Source organism: Aestuariivirga sp., assembly GCF_047602625.1.
In the GTDB taxonomy this organism is placed as follows: Bacteria; Pseudomonadota; Alphaproteobacteria; order Rhizobiales; family Aestuariivirgaceae; genus Aestuariivirga.
The window spans coordinates 466,773-488,416 of the sequence record NZ_JASGGV010000001.1 but is presented as its reverse complement, the minus strand read 5'-3'; the positions used below and the strand labels follow the sequence as shown (position 1 = coordinate 488,416).

The 21,644-nt window shown below is 63.8% G+C and carries 23 protein-coding genes; 10 read left to right on the top strand and 13 right to left on the bottom strand.

The features are described 5' to 3' along the window. Positions 1-74 precede the first annotated feature (74 nt). Positions 75-893, top strand: coding sequence for an EipB family protein (locus QM694_RS02510; RefSeq protein ID WP_415005374.1), 819 nt, complete (start codon positions 75-77; stop codon positions 891-893). Here QM694_RS02510 and QM694_RS02505 read toward each other — a convergent pair. Beyond that, positions 869-1,639, bottom strand: coding sequence for an alpha/beta fold hydrolase (locus QM694_RS02505; protein ID WP_415005755.1), 771 nt, complete (start codon positions 1,637-1,639; stop codon positions 869-871). The two genes, QM694_RS02510 and QM694_RS02505, sit on opposite strands and share 25 nt — an antisense overlap. 53 nt (positions 1,640-1,692) lie before the next feature. Here QM694_RS02505 and QM694_RS02500 point away from each other — a divergent pair, with 53 nt between their 5' ends. From QM694_RS02500 to QM694_RS02485, 4 genes are all read left to right on the top strand, one after another. Continuing rightward, positions 1,693-1,938 (top strand): zinc-finger domain-containing protein, encoded by a 246-nt coding sequence (locus QM694_RS02500; RefSeq protein ID WP_415005373.1) that lies wholly within the window; start codon positions 1,693-1,695, stop codon positions 1,936-1,938. After that, positions 1,931-3,133, top strand: a complete 1,203-nt coding sequence (locus tag QM694_RS02495) for a winged helix-turn-helix domain-containing protein (protein WP_415005754.1) — start codon at positions 1,931-1,933, stop codon at positions 3,131-3,133. The genes QM694_RS02500 and QM694_RS02495 overlap by 8 nt, the downstream gene beginning before the upstream one ends. Then, positions 3,130-3,660 (top strand): GNAT family N-acetyltransferase, encoded by a 531-nt coding sequence (locus QM694_RS02490; protein ID WP_415005372.1) that lies wholly within the window; start codon positions 3,130-3,132, stop codon positions 3,658-3,660. The genes QM694_RS02495 and QM694_RS02490 overlap by 4 nt, the downstream gene beginning before the upstream one ends. Before the next feature lie 121 nt (positions 3,661-3,781). Then, positions 3,782-4,060: a hypothetical protein gene (locus tag QM694_RS02485; protein ID WP_415005371.1), complete on the top strand. Its 279-nt coding sequence runs from the start codon at positions 3,782-3,784 to the stop codon at positions 4,058-4,060. 112 nt (positions 4,061-4,172) lie between these two features. Here QM694_RS02485 and QM694_RS02480 read toward each other — a convergent pair whose 3' ends face one another. After that, positions 4,173-5,579, bottom strand: a complete 1,407-nt coding sequence (locus tag QM694_RS02480; protein WP_415005370.1) for an aminotransferase — start codon at positions 5,577-5,579, stop codon at positions 4,173-4,175. A 74-nt stretch (positions 5,580-5,653) separates the two neighbouring features. On the opposite strand from QM694_RS02480, the gene QM694_RS02475 reads away from it, so the two are divergent. Further along, positions 5,654-6,724 (top strand): serine hydrolase domain-containing protein, encoded by a 1,071-nt coding sequence (locus QM694_RS02475; RefSeq protein WP_415005369.1) that lies wholly within the window; start codon positions 5,654-5,656, stop codon positions 6,722-6,724. Here the strand turns inward: QM694_RS02475 and QM694_RS02470 are convergent. Together QM694_RS02470 and gpt are read right to left on the bottom strand one after the other, a co-directional pair. Beyond that, a complete protein-coding gene (locus QM694_RS02470) occupies positions 6,696-7,985 on the bottom strand; it encodes an aspartate aminotransferase family protein (RefSeq protein WP_415005368.1) in 1,290 nt (429 codons plus the stop codon). The genes QM694_RS02475 and QM694_RS02470 overlap by 29 nt on opposite strands. Further along, the gene (gene gpt / locus QM694_RS02465) at positions 7,982-8,476 is read right to left on the bottom strand and encodes a xanthine phosphoribosyltransferase (RefSeq protein ID WP_415005367.1); all 495 of its coding nucleotides are present in this window, start codon (positions 8,474-8,476) and stop codon (positions 7,982-7,984) included. Before gpt ends, QM694_RS02470 begins: the two co-directional genes overlap by 4 nt. A gap of 78 nt (positions 8,477-8,554) precedes the next feature. Between gpt and QM694_RS02460 the strand changes: the two genes are divergently transcribed. After that, positions 8,555-9,583: a glycosyltransferase gene (locus QM694_RS02460; protein ID WP_415005366.1), complete on the top strand. Its 1,029-nt coding sequence runs from the start codon at positions 8,555-8,557 to the stop codon at positions 9,581-9,583. Between the two features lie 5 nt (positions 9,584-9,588). Here QM694_RS02460 and QM694_RS02455 read toward each other — a convergent pair whose 3' ends face one another. Beyond that, the gene (locus tag QM694_RS02455) at positions 9,589-10,332 is read right to left on the bottom strand and encodes a competence/damage-inducible protein A (protein WP_415005365.1); all 744 of its coding nucleotides are present in this window, start codon (positions 10,330-10,332) and stop codon (positions 9,589-9,591) included. A 183-nt stretch (positions 10,333-10,515) separates the two neighbouring features. Here QM694_RS02455 and map point away from each other — a divergent pair, with 183 nt between their 5' ends. Beyond that, positions 10,516-11,331, top strand: a complete 816-nt coding sequence (gene map, locus QM694_RS02450; protein ID WP_415005364.1) for a type I methionyl aminopeptidase — start codon at positions 10,516-10,518, stop codon at positions 11,329-11,331. A 3-nt stretch (positions 11,332-11,334) separates the two neighbouring features. After that, entirely contained in the window at positions 11,335-12,042 is a 708-nt protein-coding gene (gene radC, locus QM694_RS02445) for a RadC family protein (RefSeq protein WP_415005363.1), read from the top strand. On the opposite strand, the gene QM694_RS02440 is transcribed toward radC, so the two are convergent. The 8 genes from QM694_RS02440 to QM694_RS02405 all read right to left on the bottom strand — a co-directional run bounded on the left by QM694_RS02440 (position 12,020) and on the right by QM694_RS02405 (position 20,936). Continuing rightward, positions 12,020-13,636, bottom strand: a complete 1,617-nt coding sequence (locus tag QM694_RS02440; RefSeq protein ID WP_415005362.1) for an NTP transferase domain-containing protein — start codon at positions 13,634-13,636, stop codon at positions 12,020-12,022. The two genes, radC and QM694_RS02440, sit on opposite strands and share 23 nt — an antisense overlap. A gap of 1 nt (position 13,637) precedes the next feature. Beyond that, on the bottom strand, positions 13,638-14,306 hold the full coding sequence (locus QM694_RS02435; RefSeq protein ID WP_415005361.1) for an XdhC family protein: 669 nt from the start codon (positions 14,304-14,306) through the stop codon (positions 13,638-13,640). Positions 14,307-14,505: 199 nt separating this feature from the next. Then, on the bottom strand, positions 14,506-14,829 hold the full coding sequence (locus QM694_RS02430) for an XdhC family protein (protein ID WP_415005360.1): 324 nt from the start codon (positions 14,827-14,829) through the stop codon (positions 14,506-14,508). Between the two features lie 75 nt (positions 14,830-14,904). Then, positions 14,905-16,047 carry a vWA domain-containing protein gene (locus QM694_RS02425; RefSeq protein ID WP_415005359.1) on the bottom strand — a complete coding sequence of 381 codons (1,143 nt, stop codon included), beginning with the start codon at positions 16,045-16,047 and terminating at the stop codon, positions 14,905-14,907. Between the two features lie 150 nt (positions 16,048-16,197). After that, complete coding sequence (locus QM694_RS02420; RefSeq protein WP_415005358.1) at positions 16,198-17,121, bottom strand: AAA family ATPase; 924 nt, start codon at positions 17,119-17,121, stop codon at positions 16,198-16,200. 163 nt (positions 17,122-17,284) lie between these two features. After that, positions 17,285-18,079 carry an FAD binding domain-containing protein gene (locus QM694_RS02415; RefSeq protein WP_415005357.1) on the bottom strand — a complete coding sequence of 265 codons (795 nt, stop codon included), beginning with the start codon at positions 18,077-18,079 and terminating at the stop codon, positions 17,285-17,287. Positions 18,080-18,091: 12 nt separating this feature from the next. Further along, on the bottom strand, positions 18,092-20,455 hold the full coding sequence (locus QM694_RS02410; RefSeq protein ID WP_415005356.1) for a xanthine dehydrogenase family protein molybdopterin-binding subunit: 2,364 nt from the start codon (positions 20,453-20,455) through the stop codon (positions 18,092-18,094). A 16-nt stretch (positions 20,456-20,471) separates the two neighbouring features. After that, positions 20,472-20,936 (bottom strand): (2Fe-2S)-binding protein, encoded by a 465-nt coding sequence (locus QM694_RS02405; protein ID WP_415005355.1) that lies wholly within the window; start codon positions 20,934-20,936, stop codon positions 20,472-20,474. Between the two features lie 270 nt (positions 20,937-21,206). Between QM694_RS02405 and QM694_RS02400 the strand changes: the two genes are divergently transcribed. Further along, positions 21,207-21,623, top strand: coding sequence for a DUF4864 domain-containing protein (locus tag QM694_RS02400; protein WP_415005354.1), 417 nt, complete (start codon positions 21,207-21,209; stop codon positions 21,621-21,623). Positions 21,624-21,644 lie beyond the last annotated feature (21 nt).

Here is a 21,644-nt window from a genome sequence, read left to right as displayed (position 1 = left end):
TTAAGCTCGAGCCGGTGCAGGGTCTGCCTGCGGGAGCGGCAATGGACCATCGCACGCAAGGAGTTTCAAGCCCCATGAAAAGACTTACCCTCGCCCTGCTGTTCACGGTGGTGGGCTGGCAGGCCGAAGCCGCCAGCATTGCCGCCCACCGGGCGATCTACGACATCAAGATGCTCAACGCCACCGACAAGGCGCATCTTTCGGCCGTGGACGGGCGGCTGGCGTTTGAAATCCAGGGCTCGGCCTGCGACGGCTGGACCACCAATTTCCGCATGGCCACACGCTACAGCCCATCCGACGGCGATGCCAAGACCATCGACACGCAATCCACCTCGTTTGAAACGCCGGACGGGCTGGAGATGCAGTTCAACCAGAAGGAATACACCAACAACCAGCTTGGCGACGAAACGCGCATCAAGGCGTCACGCCCCGATCTCAACTCCCCCATTTCCGGCACCAGCGGCAAGGACACGCCGAAGCCATTCACGGTCGATGCCGGAGCGCTGTTTCCGATGCAGCACCAGGCGCATCTGATGGACATGGCGGCAAAGGGCGAGAGCCGCGACAGCAGCGTCATCTTCGACGGCTCGGATGATGCCAACGCCTTCCGCGTCATCACCTTCATCGGCAAGAAGAAGGAGCCGGGCCAGAACGCGAAAGACAATGACAACCCGAATGCCAAACCGCTTTCCGCCTTCGCCTCATGGCCCATGTCGCTCAGCTATTTTCCGCTGAAGAACGATGGCGATGATTCCGACCAGCCGACCTACCAGATTTCCTTCGATATGTACGCCAATGGCGTCGCATCCAATCTGGTGCTCAACTACGGCGACTTCACGCTGGGCGGCCAGCTTGCCAATCTGGAAATCTACAAGCCCACAACCTGCCCCTGATCGTCCCGCAGGAAGCTGACCACCGCCTCCTTGTACACACGGTCGCCCACCGCATTCATGTGGTTGCGGCGGGGGATGACGACGCCCTGCGCGCCGGGGATGACATTCACAAGCGTTTGGACATCTCCGGCAATGCCGTCCTTTTCGCCGGCCACGACCAGCACCGGCACCCTGATCGCCGCCAGTTCCTCCGCGGTGATCTTGACGCGCGAGGAGCGGATGCAGGCGGCCAGCGCCAGGAGATCGCTTTTCGTCTGCTCGGCAAACAGCCGGAAGGCGAGCGCCCCCGGGTCCGTCACATCGGCGGATCGCCGGGCTTCCAGCCCTTCGGCAATTTCCATACTGCCGCCCACGCCGGTGATCATGCGTGAGGCAAGCCCCGCGAAGACCGCACGCCGCACCCGATCCGGGTGGCGGATGGTGAGGAAGGCCGTGATGCGGGCGCCCATGGAATAGCCCATCACATCGGCCTTGGTGATTGCCAGATGATCGAGCAGCCGCCGTGCATCCTCGGCCATTTCAGTGGCGGAATAAAGGGCGGGATCATAGAGTTTCCCGCTCTCTCCATGGCCGCGATTGTCGATGGTGAAGACCTGGTGCCCGGCGTCCACCAGCGTTTTCACCCAGCCGGTATCCACCCAGTTCACCCGCCCGTTGGAGGCAAATCCGTGGATGAGGAGGACCGGCGGGCCTTCGCCCGCCATGTCATAGGCGATGTCCACGCCGCCGGAATTGAACCTGTGCATGGCGCGAAACATATGCTAATCGCCCTGCCATTCAAGATTGTTCGGGGCTTCACATGGCGCACGGCACAACACCGCATTTCCAGAACAGCATGGGTCTCTCCGCGATCGAGATCGGCGCCAGGGAATTCATGTGCATCGGCGCGCTGCCGCCCTATGACCACCCGCATGTGTTCCTCGACATCGGGCGCGACAGTGAGATCGTCTGCCCCTATTGCTCGACGCTCTACAAATACAATCCCGCCCTCGATGCCGGCGCCGCCAAACCTGTTGAAGCCGTCTGGCAGGACCAAGCTGCCTGATACGCTGACCATCGGCGAAGCCCGCCGCCTGGCGCTGGCCGCGCAGGGTTTCGATTTTCCCGAGCGCGACAGGCCCGTCACCTGGGCAAGGCTCGGCCGCACCATCCGCCAGATCAACCTGCTGCAGATCGACAGCGTGAATGTTCTGGTGCGCTCGCATTATCTGCCGCTGTTCTCAAGGCTGGGCTCCTACAGCCACGAGACGCTGGACCGGCGGGCCTTCCACAACCGCACGCGCGATCTCTTTGAATGCTGGGCGCATGAGGCAAGCCTGCTGCCGCTGGAGCTTCATCCCCTGATGCGCTGGCGCATGGCAAGGGCCCGGGCGGGCAATGGCACCTATGGCTCGATGGACCGGTTCGGGCTGGAGGAGAAAGCCTATGTCCGCTCCGTCCTCGATTTCGTGACGAAAAACGGCCCGACGGCGGTGAGCGATCTTCCCGATGCCGGCAAGGGCGAAGGCGGCTGGTGGGGCTGGTCCAAGGGCAAGCTGGCGCTCGAATGCCTGTTCGATCAGGGCCTCGTCACCACAGCCACGCGGCGCAGCTTCGAGCGCATCTATGACCTGCCGGAGCGGGTGATTCCCTCCGAAATTCTGAACCTGCCCACGCCCAATGAGGCAGAAAGCCACCGCCGCCTTTTGGAACTCTCCGCTTTGGCGCTGGGGGTGGGCACGGAATTCGACCTCCGCGACTATTTCCGCCTGCCCGTCCTCGACACCAAAAAGGCACTGGCCGAACTCGTCGAAGACGGAACCCTCATTGCCACCTCTGTTGATGGCTGGAAGCAGCAAGCCTTCCGCCACAGGGACACGCGGCCTCGCCGGAAAGCGGGCGGAACGGCGCTCGTCTCCCCCTTCGATCCCCTCGTCTGGGAACGGGCGCGGGCGGAAAGACTCTTCGGATTTCACTACAGGATCGAGATCTATACCCCTGCCCCCAAACGGAAATTTGGCTATTACGTGCTTCCCTTCCTGATGGGCGACCGCTTCGTGGGCCGGGTGTGCCTCAAGGCAGACCGGCAGGCGGGGGTTTTGCGCGCCAACGCCGCCCATCTGGAGGAGCACGCCTCTCCCGCCGAAACGGCGCAGGCTATGGCGGAGGAGCTTTACCGCATGGCGGGCTGGCTGGGCCTTTCGGGCGTTGAGGCCGGCGCCAGCGGCAATCTGGCCAAGGCCCTGAAAGCCTCCCTGTGAGCGATATTCTGTCCGAAAGGCTGGCGCTCCGCCTTGTGCCGCTCTCGGCGCTGGCCGCGACAGCAAAGGGTGATCGCGACACCGTTCACCGCCTCATGGGCCCGGTGCCCGATGACTGGTTTGGCGAAGGCTGGGTGTTCGATGTCAGGCTCAGGCAATGGACGGATGATCCGGCCTACGGCCCGTGGTCCATCCGGGCGCTGACGATTCGCCAGACGGGCGTGGTCGCGGGCACCCTCAACAGCCACGGCCGCCCAAAGCCCTTCCGGCTGGGTGACGAGGTGATGCTGGCCATCGAAATTGGCTACACCGTCTTCGCCCCCTTCCGCCGCCTGGGGATTGGCGAGGAGGCTGTGCGCGCCTATCTGGATTGGGCAAAGGCTGAAGGCACAGGGCTGGCGATCCTGTCAATCGCGCCCGAAAATCAGCCCTCCCGCGCCCTCGCCGCCAAGCTGTCCGCCGTCCAGATCGGCTCCCATGTGGATGAGAAAGACGGCCCGCAGGATATCTTCGCCATCCGTCTCTGACGGTCTCCCGAAGATGAACGGCAGATAAATGCCGCCCTCAGTTTGCGTTCAGCGCAGGCGCTCTACAACCGCATCCAACAACGGTGATCCCCACCGCTGAGGCAACAGAAGGAACGACATCATGATCCGCAAGTCTCTCATCGCTCTCGCCGCCGCCGCGACCCTCGCCACCGGCATGGCCGCCACCGCCACCACGGCGGAAGCCAAGACCCACATCAACGTCGGCATCGGCTTCGGCGGCTTCGGTGGATATGGTTACGGCTACCCCGGCTATGGCTACGGTTACGCGCCCGCTTACTACGGCGGCGGCTGCGGCTGGCAGATGGTGAAGCACAAGCAGTGGAACTACAGCCACACCGCCTACAAGGTGTACTTCACCAAGCAGTGGGTTTGCTACTGATCTGACGCTTTCCGAATAACTGCGGGTTCCGGCGTCATCAACGCCCCCTCTGCCGGAACTTGCAGCCAAAGAAACCGGCCGCAACGCCCCCGCGGCCGGTTTCAATTCATGTTCAGGCGGCGAGCAGCCCCTCTTTCTTCAGTTCAGATGTCGCTTCGTTGATCGCCTCGCCCAGCGTATCCACCAGAAAATCGGCCTGCGCCATGGTGAGCGTCAGCGGCGGCGACATGACATCCAGATGGCCGATGGGGCGCACCAGAAGGCCGCGCTTTTCACACAGCTTGGAAATGCGCTTGGAGATGTTGATCTCGTCCGGCAGATGCGCCTTGGTCTTCCTGTCGGCCACATATTCCACGCACATCATCAGCCGCTTGCCGCGCACGTCGCCCACCAGCGGCAGGGCTTTCAGTTCTCCCAGCCGCTTCTCGAAATGATCGCCGACCTTTTGCGCATTTTCCAGCAGGCCATCACGTTCGATGATCTCGATGTTCTTGTTGGCGACGGCGCAGGCCACGGGATGGCCCGAATAGGTAAAGCCATGCGCGAACCACACGTCCGGCCCCGGCTGGCTGATCGCGTCATAGACGGCATCGGAAAAGATCGTCGCGCCCAGCGGCTGATAACCGGAGGTGAGGCCCTTGGCCGACACGATGATATCCGGCTCGATCCCGAACACGTCCTGCGACGCGAACCAGTGGCCGACGCGGCCGAAGCCCGTCACCACCTCGTCGGCGATGAAGAGAATGCCGTTTTCCTTCGCCACCTCATGCATGCGCTTGAGGTATCCCTTGGGCGGCATCACCACGCCACCCGACCCTTGAATCGGCTCGGCGATGAAGGCGGCGATATTCTCCTTGCCTAGCTCCTTCACCTTGGCCTTGAATTCATCGACCAGAAAATCCGTGAACTGATCTTCCGTCATGCCTTCGGGCCGCCGGTAAGGATAGGGCGCGGAGAGGTGATGGATGAAGTCCGTCACATAGTTGAAGAACGGCGTGCGGTCGCCGTCACGGTTGCCCAGCGACATGCCGAGATAGGTCGAGCCATGATAGGAGTTGAAGCGCGAGATGATGTGCTTGCGGCCATGCTCGCCATTCCGCCCGTGATAGAAATGCGCCAGGCGAATCGCCGTGTCATTGGCGCAGGAACCCGAGGTTGAAAAGGCAACGTGGTTCAGGCTGCCGGGCGCGATCTCTGCCAGCTTGGCGGAAAGTTCGGCGGCGGGCGCGTTGGTCATGTTCACGAAGGGATTGGCATAGGCGAGCAATCGCCCCTGCTCCGCCATCACCTCGGCCAGCTCATTGCGGCCATAGCCCACATTCACGCACCACATGCCGCCAAGGCCATCGAGATACTGCCTGCCGTTCACGTCGGTGATGTAGGCGCCCTCGCCTTCGGTGATAATGAGCGAGCCGTCCGTCTTGAAAGAATCGAAATGCGTCCAGGGATGAAGGAAATGATCGTGGTCCTTCTGCCAGAGCTCCTGGGCGTTGAAACGGTTGCCCGATCGCTGCAACATGATGTTCTCCATTGTCTGCTGCGCCCGGCTGGGCGCGGGGTTGGCATGGTGCCACAGCCTTGCAACACTGCGCCATGGGAATCACTTCACCTCCCCGCCTGCCGGGTTCACCCTGGCCGGAGATTACGCTCCGGGAGGCAGGCCTTGCGTCTGATCTTGAAGAACGGCTGAATTCAGCACTTTCCTTGGGTGCCTTTCCCGGTTTTCATGGCCTTCTGCTGGCGCGGAAAGGAGCCATCGCATTTGCGCATTTTGCCGCAGCCCCGGATGAAATCTGGGGAAAGCCGCTTGGGCTGGTGCAGCATGGCCTGAATATCCGCCACGATCTGCGCTCCATCACCAAGAGCATCGTCGGCCTTCTGTACGGGATCGCGCTGGAGCAGGGAAAAGTGCCGCCGCCCTCCGCGCCCGCGCATGATGCATTTCCCGACTATGCCCCGCTGTTCGGCGATCCGCTGCGGCGGCGCATGACCATCGGGCACATCCTCTCCATGCGCATGGGCATCGCCTGGGATGAAGGCATGAACTACGCCGACCCCGACAATGCCGAACGGCTGATGGAGGCAGCGCCAGACCGCATCCGCTTCATTCTCGAACGCCCGATGATCCACCGGCCGGGCAGCGTGTGGACCTATTGCGGCGGCGCCACCGCCCTGCTGGGCCATCTCATTGCGAAAGGCACCGGCCAAGCGCTCGACAGCTTTGCCGCCGAACGGCTGTTCGTGCCGCTTGGCATTTCCGATGTGGAATGGATCAGGGGCAGCGACGGGCAGCCTGCCGCCGCATCGGGCCTGCGCATGACGCCATCGGATTTGGCGCGCATCGGGCAGCTCATGCTCGATGGCGGCAAGGGCATCGTGCCGAGGCCTTGGCTGGCGCAATCGATTGAACCGCGCGGGCTTGTCGAACAGGGCATCCGCTACGGCTATCAATGGTGGATCGGCAAGCTCGTCGACAGCGGCAAGCTGTGGCACGCAGGCTTCGGCAATGGCGGGCAGCGCCTCATCGTCATCCCCAGCCTTGATCTCGTGGTGGTCATCCTCGCCGGAAACTACAACAGGACCGATCAGTGGAAGATGCCGGTGAACCTCATGAGCCGCATCGTCATGCCGGCGCTCAGACCAAAAGCGCCCGCCTCGTCTTGATGAAATGCTCGACGCCCGCCACCACGCGGGCGCAATCGGCGTCATTCACCATCAGCGACACCGCCATGAATCCGCGCTCGGCCATGTAGATGCCCTGGTCGAGCAGGTCGAGGAACAGCAGCCGCTTCAGCCGCTTGTCCGCCTTCTCGAGATCGGCGGGAGACGCAATCTCCCCGCCCACCGGATGCAGCGTGATCATCGAGCCCATGCCGGTGGCCTTCATGCGCACCTGGTATTTCATGAACAGGTCATTCAGGCTGTTGCGCAGCCGGTCGCCGCGCGCATTCAATGCCACGCAGGCCTCGGGCGTGAAAACTTCGGTGATGCCGGCGTGGCCCGCCGTCATGGTCAGCATGTTGTTGTTGAAGGTGCCGGCATGCGGCAGCGCGTCGGGCTTCGTGGGATCGAACAACTCCATGATCTCGCGCTTGCCGCCGAATGCGCCGAAGCTCATGCCGCCGCCGATATATTTGCCCAGCGTCTTCAAATCAGGCTCGATGCCGAATTGCGCCGAAAGCCCGCCGGGATGCAGGCGCGAGGACATCACCTCGTCAAAGATCAGCACGATGCCGCGCGTCTTCGTTTCTTCCCGCAGCATGGTAAGAAATTCAAGCGATGCCGGAAGGCACCCGCCGCCGCCCAGCATCGGCTCGAGGATCACCGCCGCCAGCTCATCGCCATGTTTGGCGATCAGCGCGCGGGTTTTCTCCACCTCGTTGAAATCGGCCAGCACGCAATCGAAGGGCGCATTCACCGGCGAGCCGCCATGGCTGAAATAGAGCACGCCGCCGTGATAGCCGCCCTCCATCGGCATGATCTTCTTGCGCCCGGTAAAGCAGCGCGCCGCCGACAGCGCCATCAGATTGGCCTCGGTGCCGGAATTGGTGAAGCGCACGAGGTCGATGTTGAAGCGCTTGGTGACGGCTTCGGCGAAGGCCACCTCGCGATCTGTCGCCGCCCCCATGTTGATGCCGGCGGCCAGCGCCTCCGTCACCGCCTTCCGGATGCGCGGATGCGAATGGCCATAGATGCCCGCTGAATATTCGCCGAGCAGATCAAGATAGTCATGCCCGTCCACATCGGTGATATGCGCACCTTCAGCCTTCTCGGCGCGGATCGGAAAAGGCGCTGTGAACAGCACCGTGCGCGTGTTGCCGCCCGGCATCACTTTGGCCGCGCGCTCCTGCGCCGCCTTGCCCCTCGGATGCTTCGCCACGAAATTGGCGACGGCCTCTTTCAGCGCAGCATCGATCTCGGTCATGCTTTCCCCTTGTCGCCGATGGGCGGCGTGAATTGCAGCCCCATGTCCCACGGCAGATAGATCCACGTATCCTGGCTCACTTCGGTCACGAAGGTGTCGACCAGCGGCCGCCCGGCGGGCTTGGCATAGACGGTGGCGAAATGCGCCTTGGGCAGCATCTCCCGCACCACCCGCGCGGTGCCGCCCGTATCCACAAGATCGTCGACGATCAGCACGCCCTCGCCGCCGCCCTCCATCAATTCCTTGCTGATGGTCTTCAGAACGGTGATCTGGCCCTGCTTGTCATAATCATAGGAAGCCACGCCCACCGTCTCGATCACCCGGATGCCCAGTTCGCGCGCCACCACCGCCGCCGGCACCAGCCCGCCGCGCGTGATGCCAACCACGGCGCGAAACGGCCCCGCCCCGTTCAACCGCCATGCCAGCGCCCGCGCGTCACGGTGAAACTGGTCCCACGACACCGGAAAACTGTGCTGCCATTTCTCGTCCATGTGATCTGTCCCTGCCCCTGCCGCACTATAGCCATGCGGCTTCACTCCCGGCAATTCCATGTTATGAACAGGCGACACATGGCTGCCCCTGATCTTTATATCCTGTCGCTGCGAAACCTCCTCCGCGTGCCCGCCATGTGCTGCGTCACGGAATTCGAGGACGTGCTTGGCGCAACCACCGGCGCAAAATTCGTGAACGGCGCGGAAGACATCAGCAACCCCGCCAACGCCGTCGTGTTCTGCGCCAGTATCGATATCTACACCATCGAAAGCGTGCGTCCGGCGCTGCTGGAATTGCGGCGGAACGGGGCGCGAATCTTTCTCTATGTGTTCGATTGCTGGGGCATCGCGGATTACTACAGCGGCCGCCGCAGCGGGCTGAAGAAACTGCTCTATCCCCGCTTCGACCTGAACCAGATTGCCGATGTGGTGTTCCTTCCGTTCCCGGAGGCGGTGGCCGATCTGAAACGTCATTTCGCGGGGCCCATGCATCTCGTTCCGCTCGGCGTCGACACCGCGAAAACGCAATATGGTGCGCGGGCGAGGACGATCGATGTGATGGCCTATGGGCGGCAGCCTGCGGACCTGATGCGCGCCCTTTCGGAGCGGTTTAACGCGCCGTCATCGCCGCGCCTCATGTATCACACCGATCACATGAACATTTCGGCCATCACCGATATCGATGCCCACCGGCGGCAATTCTGGGCCTTCACGGCGGCGTCGAAAATCGCCCTCGCCTATGATGTCCGGGAATCGGGCGGCTCACGGGCCTTCCCCTATTCCATCGTCGGCCAAAGATGGTTTGAATGCCTGGCGGCGGGATGCGTGGTGGCGGGCCTCCGGCCACAGACCGATGAAACCGGCAGGCTGCTCGGCTGGGACAAGGCGCTCATCGATCTGAGCCCGGATGTTCCCGCCGCGATTGCAGAGATCGAAGCCCTGCTCGGAGACACACACGCGCTCCATGCCATCGGCGAGCGCAACGCCCGCGAGACGCGCCTTCGCCACGACTGGTGCTTCAGGATCGGCGACATGCTGTCGGCCGAGAACATTTCCCTTCACGCCCGTCTCGCCGAGCGCATCGCCCGTCAAAGGCAGGGCGGCTAGCTGCCTTACCCTTTCGGGGCCAGCCGTTCCGCCAGCGCTGTCACGGCGGTGAAGGCCTCTTCCAGTGCTGCTTCATCGCGCGAGCGCAGCACGATGTTGGCGGCGAAGCCTTTGGCGCTCTGGAAGGGATAGGAGCCGATCACCACCATCGGATATTGCGCCTGGATTTCGCCCAGCGGCTTGGCGATGTCGCCCTCGCCCGCATTGAACTCAACCGTCCGCGACTGCATCACCACGCCGCGCGAAAGCCTTGGCGCGAGGGAATCCATCATGGCGTTCATGATCTTCGGCACACCCGCCATCACGAACACATTGCCGATCTGGAAGCCCGGCGCCTTGCTCACCGGATTGTCGATCAGCACCGCGCCCTTGGGCACGCGCGCCATGCGCATCCGCGCCTCGTTCGGCTCGCGGCCAATCTCCCTGAACCATTTGAGCAGGATCTCAACAGCCTCCGGGTCATGGTCCACCGGCACGCCGAAGGCTGCGCCCATGGCGTCGGCGGTAATGTCGTCATGGGTGGGGCCGATGCCGCCGGTGGTGAAGACATAGGTATAGCGCGCCCGGAGCGCATTCACGGCGGTGACGATTTCCTCCTGCACATCCGGCACCAGCCGTGCCTCGCGGAGGTCGATGCCCAGCGCCGTCAGATAGTCGGCAATGAAGCCCAGGTTCTTGTCCTTGGTGCGGCCGGAGAGGATTTCATCGCCGATCAGGAGCACGGCGGCGGTCAGCGGATGGTCTGTCATGCGCCTCATCTGCCACCGCGCCGCAAACCTGTCAAAACCCTGGGGCTTCTTGCGGAGAAGGCCCAACCCTCCTATGTGCGGGGCAGTTCGCCGCAAGCGGCGGAGGCCTGTTGAGGCTTTCGGCCATTGCTGGCATGTTACGTAACGCAAGGCCGCATCCCGCGCGGCCATCTGGAAGTTTGAATGACCTACACCGAAGCCGAAACCGCCCGCTCCTCCCGCATCAAGCTGCATGGTCCGGAGGATTTCGCCGCCATGCGCAAGGCGGGCCAGCTCACCGCCGAGGCGCTGGACCTGCTGGTGCCGCTGGTGAAGCCCGGTGTCACCACCGAGGCGCTCGACCGCGTATGCAATGAATTCGCGCGCGATCATCACGCGGTTCCGGCCCCCCTCAACTACCGGGGCTATCCCAAATCCATCTGCACCTCGATCAACCATGTCGTCTGCCATGGCATCCCCAATGACAAGCCGCTGCGCGAGGGCGACATCGTCAACATCGACGTGACGCTGATCGTCGATGGCTGGCATGGCGATTCCAGCCGCATGTATTGCGTGGGCGAGGTGAATCGCAAGGCTGAGCGGCTGGTGGAGGTCACTTACGAATGCCTGATGCGCGGCATCGCCATGGTCAGGCCCGGAGCGCATCTGGGCGACATCGGCTATGCCATCCAGACCTATGCCGAGGCCGAACGCTGCTCGGTGGTGCGCGATTTCTGCGGCCATGGGTTGGGCCGCGTGTTCCACGATCACCCCAACGTTCTGCACTATGGCCGCATGGGCGAAGGCATCGAACTGAAACCCGGCATGTTCTTCACCATCGAGCCGATGATCAACCTCGGCAAGCCGCATGTGAAGATTTTGAGCGACGGCTGGACGGCGGTGACGCGCGACAAATCCCTCACCGCCCAGTTCGAGCATACGGTGGGCGTCACCGAGGACGGCGTTGAAATCTTCACCCTGTCGCCCAAGGGCCTCGACGGCCCGATCCTCCGGGCCTGATCCGTGGCGGGGTTTGACGATGCGGGCGTCAAACTTCCTGCGCCGCATTTTCTCGGCCACCGCGAACGCCTGAAAGACCGTTTCACCACCGGCGGCCCCGATGCCATGCCGGATTACGAGTTGCTCGAGATGGTGCTGTTCCGCGCCATCCGCCGGGGCGACACCAAGCCCATCGCCAAGCAGCTTCTCGCCCGCTTCGGCACCTTTGCCGAGGTTTTGAGTGCGGAGCCCGAACGCCTGATGAAAGTGAAAGGCGTTGGCGAAGCGGTGGCGACGGAGCTCAAGATCGTCCATGCCGCCGCCATGCGGCTGATGCGCGGAAAGGTCATCAACCGCCCGCTGCTCGCCAGTTGGAGCGCCATTCTCGAATATGTGCGGGCCGCCATGGCCTTTTCCGATATCGAGCAGTTTCGCGTGCTGTTCCTCGACAAGAAGAACCAGCTGATCGCCGATGAGGTGCAGCAGGAAGGCACGGTGGATCACACGCCCGTCTATCCGCGCGAGGTGGTGAAGCGCGCCCTGGAACTCGGCGCGTCAAACATCGTGCTCGTCCACAATCATCCCTCCGGCGATCCCACGCCCTCGATGGCCGATCTCGACATGACGAAGAAGATCATCGAAGCGGGCCAGCGGCTGGGCGTCGCCGTGCATGACCATGTGGTGGTGGGCCGCAAGGGCCATCTCAGCTTCAGGCAGACAGGCCTGCTCTGAGCCTTGCCAGCGCCTCCGGCGTATCGGCATCGGTCACCACGGCTGAATCGGGCATCTCGATCTCCACCAGATCATCGTGAAGCTGGTCCATCAGCGCACGGCCGCCCCTGTCGCCGTCGATCATCATCAGCGCCAGGAAATGCTGCCTGCCCCACAGCACCGGATTGCCGCGCTGGCCCTTGAACACCGGCACGCAGATCGAGCGGTGCTCCGCCGGATTGAAAGCCGCCACCAGTTTCGCCACCGCCTGCGCGTCAACACGCGGCATGTCGCCGAGGCACACGAGCACCGCGTCCGACGTATCGGGCACGCTGGCGATGCCGCGCGCCAGCGATGACGCGAGGCCCGACGCAAAGCGTGCATTGTGCGTGAAGGTCACCGGCAATCCCGCCAGCGCCTTCTCCACCTCATCCGCATCGCGGCCCGTGACGATAGTGAGCGAGGCGAGGCCCGCCGGCACCAGCGCCTCCACCGTGCGGCGGATCATCGGCACGCCGCCAATGTCGGCCAGCAGCTTGTTCGCGCCCATGCGCGAGGAAAGTCCCGCCGCCAGCACCACCCCCGCCACGCGGGGCGCGCGCTGCACCTTGGGCTTGCCTTCGCGCGGTGACGGCCTTGTCGGGATTTCCGCCAGCAGGCCGCCCGCCCCCATGTCCATGATATCCTGCGCGGACACGCTTTCGCCCGCCATCACCCGGGCCAGCACCCAGTCAAAGCCGTTGAGCTTGGGCGAGCGCGCGCAGGAGGGAACGCCGATCACCGGCACCTCGCCCAGCCTGCCCAGCATCATCAGATTGCCGGGGTCCACCGGCATGCCCAGATGGATCACCTCGCCGCCCGCTTCGGCCAGGGCCGCGGGGATCACGTCGCCCCGGTCGACAATCGCCGAGGCGCCGAACAGCAGCAGCGGGTCGCAGCCTTCCGCCGATAATTCTTCCACCGCGCCGCGCACCGCCGCGATGGCGTGGCCCACCACCCGCACGTCGGCGAGGTGCCCGTCCAGCGCCTCAATCCGCTCGCGGATGGCCTCTTCGGATTTGGCGACAATCGAAGGCTTGGTCTGCGGCAGAGTGGTGATGACGAGGCCGGCGCGCTTTCCCTTGAATACCGCCACGCGCAGCAATGGCTGGTCGCCGATGACGCCCAGCGCCTCCTCCAGCACCTCGCGCGGCACGGCAAAGGGGATCACCTTCACCGTCGCAACCATCTCGCGCTCATCCACCTGCGCGAAGGGCGGCACGGTGGCCAGCGTGAGGCTTTCGTGAATGCGGTTCACCGCCCGCACCCGCTCGGCATCCACGATGGCAACGCCGCGCGCCATGGCGTGAAGATTGGCGCGGCCCGTGAAGGGCGCCTGCGCCGTGGTGCCTTGGCCGCCGATGACGCGGGCGATCCTGTCCGCCGCCTCGTCTTCGGGCACATCGGCATTGCCGAGCCGCGCCGCGAACACGTCCGTCACATCGGCTTGCGACAGCGCCTCAACGTCTTCAGCGGAAAGCACGCGGCCTTTCTTGAACACGCCGCCGCCATGCTTCACGGAATGGGCGAGGATCGCGCCCTCCGCATCGTGAAGCGGCAGCTTGCCGAACTCCATCTCAGCCGCCCAGCCTCAGGGCCTTCGTCATTTCGGCCATGATGGAGATGGCGATTTCCGGCGCGCCCTTGGCCCCGATGTTGAGGCCGATGGGCCCGTGAATGCGCGCGATGGCGTCATCGGAAAACCCTTGCGCCTTCAGCCGTTCCTGCCGCGCACTTTGCGTCTTCTTCGAACCCAGCGCGCCGATATAGAAGAGATCAGACTTGAGCGCCGCGTTGAGCGCCGGATCGTCGATCTTGGGATCATGGGTTAGCGCGATCAGCGCGGTGCGCGCATCAAGCCCGATCTTCGGGATCACCTCATCCGGCCAATCGGCATGAAGTTCGACGCCGGGAAAGCGCGTGCCCGTCGCAAAGGCACCGCGCGGGTCGATCACCGACACCTGATAGCCCGCCTGCTCCGCCATGGGGATCACCGCCTGGGCGATATGCACGGCCCCGATGATGATAAGCCTAAGCGGCGGATTGTGAATGTTGACGAACTGCCCCTCATGGGTGCCCGACTGGTCGAAGCGGAAGGCCTGATCCAGTTGCTCCGCCAACGGATCATTTTTTGTGTCCGCCCGCCTGACAATCCGCTCCGCCCCCGATGCCAGATCGGTCACCAGCGCCACCGCCTGCCTGTTGGCCCGCGCCGCGAGAAGGGCCTTGAGGGTTTGGGCTTTCATCCTGCGCTCCTGTCCTCGCCCCGCGCGAGCGGGGAGAGGAAAGGGGCCCGCCGCACAGCGGTGGGATAGGAGAGGGGCCAACGGATGTTCTCACAAAGAGACCGGGTGCCCCTCTTCTCCCCCATCGCAAGAGCGATGGGTCCCCTTCTTCTCCCCGCTCGCGCGGGGCGAAGACAAAATGCGCCAGGATCGTCCTCCCTCACGTCACCGGCTCCACATAAACGCCGATCTTCCCCCCGCAGGCGAGGCCGACGCGCCAGGCGGTTTCATCGGCGACACCGAAGTTCAGCAATTTTGGCTTGCCCTCCGCGATCACGTCCAGCGCCTCCGTCACCACGGCACCCTCCACGCAGCCGCCGGAGACGGAGCCCAGGAAGTTCCCTTCTCCGTCGATCACCAGTTGCGAGCCGATGGGCTGCGGGGCCGATCCCCAGGTTTCAACCACCGTGGCAATCGCCACCTTGCGGCCTTCCTTTAGCCAGCCCGAGGCCTGTTCCAGAAGCGTGTGATCACTCGATGCCATGCCCGATATTCCTAATGAAGCCAGCGCTTTGGATCATGCGCCGCAGCGGGCGGGCCTGCAAGGGCCGCCGCCAGATCAGCCAGCGAGTTCGAGCGAGTGGACGGGGCGGAATTCATCGACATACGGCATGATCGCCCGGATGCCGCCCGCCAAAGGCTTAAAGCCATCAAAGCGCAGCAGCGGGTTCAGCCAGGTGATGCGTTTGGCCTGACGCCTCAGGCGCGCCATCTCATGCGAGAGAAGCCCCGTATCCTCGCGGTCAAGCCCATCGGTCATCAGCAAAACATGCGCGCCTTGCGTCAGCACACGCCTCGCCCAGTGATAGTTGAACTCCTTCAGCGAGGTGCCGATGCGCGTGCCGCCCGACCAGTCCTTCACCGCGCCTGAAACCTTGGCCATCGCCTCGTCAATGTCGCGGCGCTTCAGCTCGCGCGTCACATTGGTGAGCCTCGTTCCGAACAGGAACACCGTCACCCGGTCACGGTCATTGGTGAGCGCATGCAGGAAATGCAGGAACATGCGGCTGTAGTTCGAGCATGAGCCGGAAATATCGCACAGCACCACCAGCGGAGGCTCCCGCCAGCGCCGTTCGCGTTTTTCGAGATCGATGAAATGCCCGCCGGCCCTCAGGCTTCCCTTGAGGGTACGGCGCATGTCGATCAGGTTTCCGTTCAAGGCGGGGCGATAGCGCCTGGTCATCACCTCGGGCCGGTGCAAACGCAGTTTTGCAATCGCCTGCTTCGCCTGCGCCTGCTCGGCCACCGTCATCTGCTCGAAGTCCTTGGCGCGCAGCACTTCATCGGCGGAGGCGGTGAAGCTTGCGTCGATCTCAAGATCGTCCTTGCGCTGGCGCTCCCGGCTTTCGGCCTCGTGCCTGTCGAACATCGCTTCGGCGAGGCGGCGGAAGCCAGCCTGCTTCGCCTTCTCTCCCACATCGCGCGCCACCTGCACGAAGAACAGCTGCATGAGTTGCTCCAGCATCTTCGGCTTCTTCCAGAACACGTGGAACGCCTGGTCAAACACCTCGCGCTGATCGCGCCGCTTCACGAACACCGCATGCAGCGTCCAGTAAAAATCCTCGCGCGTGCGGAGCGAGCCCGACTGCGCCGCATCCAGCGCATCCAGAACCGCCCCCGGCCCCACGGGGATTCCGGCCTCGCGCAGCACGCGGCCAAAATGCATGATGTTCTCCGCCAGCTTGCCGGAGAGGGGGGTCACGCGTCCTCTCCCGCCTGCGGGAGAGGAAAGGACCCGCCGCCAAAGGCGGTGGGGAGGTGAGGGCCACGCTGCCGGCAGCCCCTCACCTTTCCCGTTGCGCTGCAACGGGCCCCTGTCCTCTCCCGCGCGCGGGAGAGGACGCGCGGGCACTCACACATGGCTCAGCGCCCGGATTTCATCCTTGATCTGGTCGAGGATGCGCTTGGCTTCGGTGCCCTGCATGCGCGAAATATCGTCCTGGTATTTCAGGAGCACGCCGAGCGTGTCATTCACCGTCTGGGGATCGAGCGTCAGCGCGTCGAGCTCGTGCAGCGCCGTCACCCAGTCGAGCGTCTCGGCGACGCCGGGAGACTTGTAGAGATCGATGCCGCGCAGCGCCTGCACGAACAGCACCACCTCCTGCGCCAGCGCTTCAGACGCTTGCGGGCGCCTGGCCTTGACGATCTCCAGCTCGCGCTTCGCGTCGGGATAGCCCACCCAGTGATAGAGGCAGCGCCGCTTCAGCGCGTCATGCACCTCGCGCGTGCGGTTGGAGGTGATGATGACGATGGGCGGCTCCGTGGCGCGGATGGTGCCGAGTTCTGGAATGGTGATCTGGAAATCCGACAGCACTTCGAGCAGGAAGGCCTCGAAGGCTTCATCGGTGCGGTCAAGCTCGTCGATCAGCAGCACCGGCGGCTTGCCGTCCGGCGCTTCAAGCGCCTGCAGCAAGGGGCGCTTAATGAGAAACTTCTCGGCGAAAATATCCTCGCCCATGCGCGCCCGGTCGAGTTCGCCCGCGGCTTCCGCCAGCCTGATCTCGATCATCTGGGCGGAATAGTTCCACTCATAGACGGCAGAGCCGATGTCGAGGCCTTCATAGCATTGCAGCCGGATCAGTCTGCGGCCCAGCACCTCCGCCAGCACCTTGGCGATCTCCGTCTTGCCGACGCCCGCTTCGCCTTCCAGAAACAGCGGCCGCCCCATGCGCAGCGCCAGAAACACCACCGCCGCCACATCGCGCCCGGCCACATAGCCGGCGGAGCGGAGAAGGCTTGCGGTTTCGTCGATGGAGGACGGCAGTTCTTGGTTCATCGCGCACTCACACAAGCCCGTCACCCCAGCGAAGGCTGGGGTCCCGCTGCGGCTGGAACAGAAGCGGGATGCCAGCCTGCGCTGGCATGACGGAATTAACGGCCATTGACAAGCAGGCCCGCGATGTCACCCGCGGGCCGCAATCGTGCAATGGCTCACACTCTCACTTCGCCGCGTCGACCGCCCGGCGGGCCATGACGCCGATCAGATGCGCGCGGTATTCGGCGGAGGCGTGCATGTCGCTGTTGAGGCCCCTCGCCTTCACCTGAACGCCATCGAGCGCCGATGACTTGAAGCTCTTGGCCAGTGCCGCTTCCATCTCCGGCACGCGGAACACGCCGGGGCCCGCGCCCGTGACGGCCACGCGTACCGAACCATCCTTCATCTTGGCCACGAACACGCCCACCATCGCATAGCGTGACGCCGGGTTGGGGAACTTGGCGTAGCCCGCCTTGTCGGGGATCGGGAATTCCACCGCCGTCACGATCTCGGTGGGCTTCAAGGCCGTCGAGAACATGCCGGTGAAGAACTTGTCCGCCGCGATCTTCCTGTCGCTGGTCACGATGGTGGCGCCCAGGCCCAGGCAGGCGGAGGGATAATCCGCCGCCGGATCATTGTTGGAGATCGAGCCGCCGATGGTGCCGCGATTGCGCACCGCAGGATCGCCGATGCCGCCCGCCAGCACGGTGAGCGCGGCGATCGCCTTCTTCACCTCCTTGCTGGTGGCGACCTCCACATGGGTGGTGCCGGCCTTCACCGTCACGGCCTTGGCCGAAACGGCGATGCCGGAATTTCCCATGCCGCCGAGGTCGATGATGTCGGAGGGCGCGGCCAGCCCCTGCTTCAGGGTGGGAAGCAGCGTCATGCCGCCCGACATGTATTTCCCGTCCTTGGCCTTCTTCATGGCCTTGACGGCATCCGCCGCTTTGGCGGGACGAACGTAATTGAAGTTTTCCATTGGGTCCTCCCGCTATTCCGCGGCCTTCTTCATGGGCTGCAAGGCATTCCACACCACCTGCGGCGTGGCCGGCATCGGCACGTCGCGCAGGCCCAGCGCATCGGTCATCGCATTGATGACGGCGGCGGGAGACGCGATGGCGCCCGCTTCACCGCAGCCCTTCATGCCCAGCGGATTCGAGGGGCATGGGGTGCAGGTGAAGCCCAGCTTGAACGACGGCACGTTGTCCGCGCGCGGCATGCAATAGTCCATGTAGGAGCCGGTCAGAAGCTGGCCCGACTCCTTGTCATAGACGCAGCCCTCGGTCAGCGCCTGGCCGATCCCCTGGGCGATGCCGCCATGCACCTGGCCTTCGACGATCATCGGGTTGATGACATTGCCGAAGTCGTCCACGGCGGTGTAGCTCGCAACCTCCGTCACGCCGGTGTCGGGGTCGATCTCCACCTCGCAGATGTGAACGCCCGCCGGAAAGACGAAGTTGGAGGGATCGTGGAAGGCGCTTTCCTTCAGGCCCGGCTCGATCTCCGCCGAGTTGAACTTGTGCGCCACATAGGCCGAGAGCGCCACTTCGCCGAAGGCCATCTTCTTGTCGGTGCCCTTGATGGTGAAGGTGCCGTCCTTGAAGTCCACGTCATCGACGGAAGCTTCCATGACAGCCGCCGCCACCTTCTTCGCCTTGGCCTCGATCTTGTCGAGCGCCTTGGAGATGGCCGTCATGCCGACAGCGCCGGAACGCGAGCCATAGGTGCCCATGCCGAACTGCACCTTGTCGGTATCGCCATGGACGATCGACACGTTGTTGATGTCAACGCCCAGGCGATCCGACACCAGCTGCGCGAAGGTCGTCTCGTGCCCCTGCCCGTGGCTGTGCGAGCCTGTGAGGATTTCGACCGTCCCCACCGGGTTCACCCGCACCTCGGCGGATTCCCAAAGGCCCACGCCCGCGCCCAGCGAACCGATGGCGGCGGAGGGTGCGATGCCGCAGGCTTCGATATAGGCGGAGAAGCCGATGCCGCGGATCTTGCCCTTCCTGGCCGCCGCGGCTTTGCGCTCCGGGAAGCCCTTGTATTCGGCAATCTCCATCGCCTTGTCGAGGGCGGCGGCATAATCGCCCGCGTCGTAGCACATGATGACGGGCGTCTGGTGCGGGAACTGGGTGACGAAATTCTTCCGGCGGAATTCCGCCGGGTCCATCTTCAGTTCGCGCGCCGCCGTCTCCACGATGCGCTCGATCACATAGGTGGCTTCCGGCCGCCCTGCCCCGCGATAGGCGTCAACGGGTGCGGTGTTGGTATAGACCGCATCCACCTCGGCATAGATGTTGGGGATCGCATACTGGCCCGACAGCAGCGTGGCATAGAGATAGGTCGGCACGCAGGAGGCGAAGGTCGAGAGATAGGCCCCCATCGCCGCCGTGGTGTGAACCTTGAGGCCGGTGATCCGGCCATTGGCGTCGGTCGCCAGTTCGGCATGGCTAACATGGTCGCGGCCATGCGCGTCGGCGAGGAAGCTCTCGCTCCGTTCGGCCGTCCATTTGATCGGCCTGCCGCCAATGCGCTTCGAGGCCCACACGCACACCACTTCCTCGGCGTAGATGAAGATCTTGGAGCCGAAGCCGCCGCCCACATCGGGCGCGATCACCCGCAGCTTGTGCTCGGGCGCAAGCCCATGGAACGCCGAGATGACGAGGCGCGCCACATGCGGGTTCTGGCTGGTGGTATAGAGCGTGTAATGGTCCGCCCCCGTGTCGTAGTAACCGATCGCCGCGCGCGGCTCCATGGCGTTGGGGATCAGCCGGTTGTTGACGAGGTCGATCTTCGTCACATGGGCGGCTGACTTGAAGGCCGCGTCGGTTGCCGCCTCATCGCCGAGCGACCAGTTGAAGACGCGGTTGTCTGCGGCCACCTCATGGATCTGCGCCTTGCTCTTCATGGCCTCCGCCGGGTCGATCACATGCGGGAGGGCCGCATATTTGACGTCAACCGCTTCCGCCGCAGCCTTCGCCTGGTCCTTCGTTTCGGCCACCACCACCGCCACATGGTCGCCCACATAGCGCACCTTGCCGACGGCGAGGATGGGATGCGGCCCCGCCTTCATGGGCGAGCCGTCCTTGGAGTGGATCATCCAGCCGCAGATGAGGCCGCCAATCTTGTCTTCCGCCACATCGCTGCCGGTGAAGACGCCCACCACGCCCGGCATCTTCTTTGCCTTGGCGGTGTTGATGGACTTGATGGTGGCATGGGCGTGCGGGCTCCGCACGAAATAGGCATAGGTCTGTTTCGGCAGGTTGATGTCGTCGGTGTAATTGCCCTTGCCGGTGATGAAGCGGTGATCTTCCTTGCGCTTCACGCGGGCGCCGATTCCTGTCTCGCTCATGGTCCTCGCGCCTCCCTTACATGGCTTCCGCGCCGGCCTTCACGGCGGCGACGATGTTGTGATAGCCGGTGCAGCGGCAGATATTGCCGTCGAGTTCGGCGCGGATGGTTTCCTCATCCAGCTTCTTGCCCTTGCGCTTCACCATGTCGACGGCGCTCATGATCATGCCCGGCGTGCAATAGCCGCACTGAAGGCCGTGATGCTCGCGGAAGGCTTCCTGCATCGGATGCAGCTTGCCGTTCTTGGCCAGCCCCTCGATGGTCGTCACTTCGGCTCCATCGCAGGCGACGGCAAGCGCCGTGCAGCTCTTGATGGCCTTGCCGTTCACATGCACCACGCAGGCGCCGCACTGGCTGGTGTCGCAGCCCACATGCGTTCCCGTCAGCCCAAGCGTATTGCGGATGAATTCCACCAGCAGCGTGCGAGGCTCGGCCTCGCCGCTCATCATCTGGCCGTTCACTTTCATTGAGATTGCCGGCATCGACATGACCTCCCATATCGCCCCAGCAAAAAAGAGCAGCGCCTGCCGCGCGCAGGATCGCTATAACCAACTGGGGACTTCGTCTTCGCCACCCCCATAGTCGTCCGGTTTTTGCAACCCGGTCAAGCGGCACTATGGCCGCAACTGCACATTTCTTTTCAAGGCCTTGCGTTGTGCGTTGCACAAGATGGAATGTGCGGCGCACAGTTGAAACCAATTCAGGCGCGGGATCGTATATGCATCGAAATTCATCACGCTCCGGAGGCGAAGATGCGCGCGCTGTGCCTGGCCTTTCTCCTGATGATTGCACCCGCCTTCGCCGGCGATGTCTCAACCGCCGACAAGCAGGCGATGCAGCAAATCATAACCGGCCAGATCGACGCCTTCCGCGCCGATGATGGCCCCAAGGCCTATGCGTTCGCCTCGCCCACGCTGCAGATGATCTTTCCGTCGTCGGATATTTTCATGCAGATGGTGCGCAAGGCCTACCAGCCCGTCTACCGCCCGCAGACCTTCAAGTTCGGATCATCCGGCCCCGACACCGCCGGCCGCCCCGCCCAGCATGTGCTGATCACGGGGCCGGACGGCAAAAGCTACGACGCCCTCTACAGCTTCGAACGCCAGCCCGACGGCACCTGGAAAATTTCCGGCTGCACGGTCCTGGAAATCCCGGGCGCAGATGCGTGAAGAGGGAAAGTCACAGTTTTT